Source organism: uncultured Rothia sp. (assembly GCF_963555405.1).
In the GTDB taxonomy this organism is placed as follows: domain Bacteria; phylum Actinomycetota; class Actinomycetes; order Actinomycetales; family Micrococcaceae; genus Rothia.
Genome location: NZ_CAUVVO010000023.1, coordinates 1 through 3,076, shown reverse-complemented (window position 1 = coordinate 3,076; position 3,076 = coordinate 1). Strand labels below are relative to the sequence as shown.

The 3,076-nt window shown below is 56.4% G+C and carries 3 protein-coding genes and 1 tRNA gene; 1 reads left to right on the top strand and 3 read right to left on the bottom strand.

Annotated features, from left to right (window positions below; all coding sequences use genetic code 11):
* Nucleotide 1 precedes the first annotated feature (1 nt).
* Nucleotides 2-93: transfer RNA gene (locus RWL87_RS08895), tRNA-Ser, on the top strand.
* Between the two features lie 63 nt (nt 94-156).
* Here RWL87_RS08895 and RWL87_RS08890 read toward each other — a convergent pair.
* From RWL87_RS08890 to upp, 3 genes are all read right to left on the bottom strand, one after another.
* Entirely contained in the window at nt 157-702 is a 546-nt protein-coding gene (locus RWL87_RS08890; protein ID WP_313969641.1) for a histidine phosphatase family protein, read from the bottom strand.
* A 169-nt stretch (nt 703-871) separates the two neighbouring features.
* Nucleotides 872-1,624 (bottom strand): winged helix-turn-helix domain-containing protein, encoded by a 753-nt coding sequence (locus tag RWL87_RS08885; protein ID WP_070832201.1) that lies wholly within the window; start codon nt 1,622-1,624, stop codon nt 872-874.
* A gap of 575 nt (nt 1,625-2,199) precedes the next feature.
* The gene (gene upp, locus RWL87_RS08880) at nt 2,200-2,838 is read right to left on the bottom strand and encodes a uracil phosphoribosyltransferase (protein WP_070832204.1); all 639 of its coding nucleotides are present in this window, start codon (nt 2,836-2,838) and stop codon (nt 2,200-2,202) included.
* Nucleotides 2,839-3,076 lie beyond the last annotated feature (238 nt).

Here is a 3,076-nt window from a genome sequence, read left to right as displayed (position 1 = left end):
TGGAGACGTGCCAGAGCGGCCGAATGGACTTCACTGCTAATGAAGGGTCGGGGTTAAACTCGACCGGGGGTTCAAATCCCCCCGTCTCCGCCACAAAAAGCCCCGTACCGGCTGGTACGGGGCTTTTGCTATGCCCACTATATTCGGGCGCGAAGCCTAGAAGCTCTTGAAATCCACGAGGCGCGCATCCGCACCATCAAGCAGAGCCCACTCCCCCGGCACCTCAAACACCGCAATGGAAGAGGGCGGGAAGCCATAGTACACATCCATGGACGCATTCGGGTCAGAATCGGGGCTCATCAGACGCTGCGCGGCATCCTGCACACCGGGCAGATGCGACACTACCATCAGAGAATGAACATTCTCAGAAACACTGTTAATACGCGCAATGATGCGGGACGCAGACACCTCATATAGCCTCTCATCCAGATGAGCGGTAGGCGCCTTCGCCCCCAAACCATCCGAAACCCAAGTCGTCGTCTGGCGAGTACGCAACGCCGACGACGACATAATCTGCTCCGGAATATAACCGCGCGACGCCAACCAGGCGCCTGCAGCGGCAGCCTGCTCATGACCGCGCTTCGTCAGCGGACGATCAAAATCATTCAGACCCCAATCAGCCTCCGCATGGCGCATAATAATCAGACGCTTAACCCCGCGGCGGTGCGAGCCAGATGCAGTGTTGGAAGAATTTTCAGCCATACACCCATTCTATCTAGAGGGCGCCAACACGTGCTGCACACCGCCACGTGAACGAGCCCCGCAGACACATGTAAGCAGGCACAAGTAAGCAGGCATAAGTAAACCCCGGCACACCAGCATCACGCCAGCACACCGGGGTGCACTCTACAGAAGCTAAATTCTGCACACGCTAAATCGAGTATTCCGGAGCAGCCCAGACAACAACCTCGGGGTGCTCAAAGAAACGGTAACCCTGGCCGCGCACCGTACGCACAGTACCCGACAGGCGGCCCAGCTTCGAACGCAGACGACGAATATGCACGTCAATCGTACGCTCGTGCGGATGCTCGTCACCCGAGCTCCACAGCGCCTTCAGCAGCTCCTCACGACCCACGGTACGGGAAGAATTCTCTACCAGGTGCGCCAGCAGCTCGAACTCCTTGAAGGTCAGCATGAGCGGCTCACCGTCCAGGAACACCTCGCGGCGCGCCAGGTCAATCAGAACACCCGAAGAGTGGCTGTTCGTGGTCTCTGCTTCGCGGGCGACATTCGCCTCCGGATGCATGTACATTGCGGTCGGATCACCGAGCGCATTACGCACCACCTCAAGGTCGCTACCCTCAGCATTCACCGGAGCCAACGCCACAGCGGCGTAGGACTCCGACTCAGGTGCCAGATGGTGTGCGTAAGTGCGCAAATCCTGAACGATACGCACCAGGGAGGTGCCGTTCGCAGCGGCAAGCTCCTCATTCAAACCCACGTAAAGCACGAAGCCGCGTGCCTCATTTTCCTGAGCCTGCTTGTGGGCAGGGTCGCCGGCTGAGAAAGTCATCGGACGCAACGTTGCGGCCTGAGCAGCGGGACGCTGAGGCTGCACGACCTGACGCTTAGCGGCGCGGCCGCGCTGGGAGATGTGGACATATCCAGGTACAGCGCCTGACATGGTTCAACCTTCTCTCAAAGTCTGTGTACGGGATCCCTGTCGTACGTGGTGTGGGGTGCGCCGGAAGTGACGCCGAGTCAAACAGTCCCCAATACCTGTTCGAGTCTCAATCCTCATACTTAATATTTCTCCTATTTGACGGATAAATCAAGCGGATTCGACATAGTGGATATACCTCTGGCGGTAACAGGAGTACAATAGCCCTCCCCTATTTTGGGAGGTTTCATGCGGAACCTGAGGCTTTCAGCTTTTTTCTCACATAAATATTCACGGTTTCTTTTATGCATGGGTCATGCCCTGCATTTTCATGTGAGACTGTGAATATGCTTGAAGTCTTGAAGCGCCCTCAAATGCTTTAATGTGTTCCTAATCACATATAGGGAGGGTGTTGCAAAAGCCTACACCAACACCCAGCCGCACCATCGCCACCCAAGCCCCAGACACATTAGACACGCACCGCCACACCGCGGCACGCAACCCACCGAATACCCACAAGACATAGCAAAGCGCCTCCGCACATACATATGCAGAGGCGCCCGCTCACCGTAAGCAAATAAGCTTGCTCAGCCTGGCTATTACTCAGCCAGACCGTACAGACGGTCACCGGCATCGCCCAGACCCGGAATAATGTACGCCTTCTCGTTCAGACGCTCATCACGAGCAGCCAAGAACAGGTCAACATTCTCCATGCCCTCAACACCCTTCTCCAGAGCAGCAATGCCCTCAGGAGCAGCAATCAGGCACACACAAGTCACAGACTCAGCGCCGCGCTTACGCAGGAACTTAATAGCCTCAATCAGAGTGCCACCGGTAGCCAGCATCGGATCCAGCAGGTACACCTGACGGCCAGTCAGGTCCTCCGGCAGACGCTCAGCATAAGTCACAATATCCAGGGTCTCCTCGTTACGAGCCATACCCAAGAAGCCCACCTCAGCGGTCGGAACCATACGGGTCATACCCTCCAGCATGCCCAGACCAGCACGCAGAATCGGAACAACCAGCGGTTTCGGATCAGCAATACGAACACCGGTAGTAGTCGCCACCGGAGTCACAACCTCAACCTCTTCCACGCGGATCTCGCGAGTCGCCTCATAGGCAAGCAGAGTCACCAGCTCATCAACCAGCTGACGGAAAATCGGGGACGGAGTGTTCTTATCACGCAGAACACTAATCTTGTGAGAGACCAGCGGGTGGTCAAGAATCTTAATACGCATACTACGATTTTACCCAGCCCCGAAACCGCAAGCACCGGGAAAGCCCCCGAAGTGGCACACACCCTATAAAACACAGTAAATACCACCGCACAAACACCCACCAACGCCCCCGCCAACACCACCCCAAAACAATCCAGGCATGCAAAAACCCGCCGAGACGAATCTCGACGGGTTTTCGTTGGTGCGGTGGTGGAGGGATTTGAACCCCCGTTGGCTTTTACACCAAACATCATTTCGA

Bases quoted from the DNA above. Each gene is read 5' to 3' on its own strand.
- RWL87_RS08885 (WP_070832201.1), bottom strand. From the start codon at position 1,624: ATGTCAGGCGCTGTACCTGGATATGTCCACATCTCCCAGCGCGGCCGC.
- upp (WP_070832204.1), bottom strand. From the start codon at position 2,838: ATGCGTATTAAGATTCTTGACCACCCGCTGGTCTCTCACAAGATTAGT.
- RWL87_RS08890 (WP_313969641.1), bottom strand. From the start codon at position 702: ATGGCTGAAAATTCTTCCAACACTGCATCTGGCTCGCACCGCCGCGGG.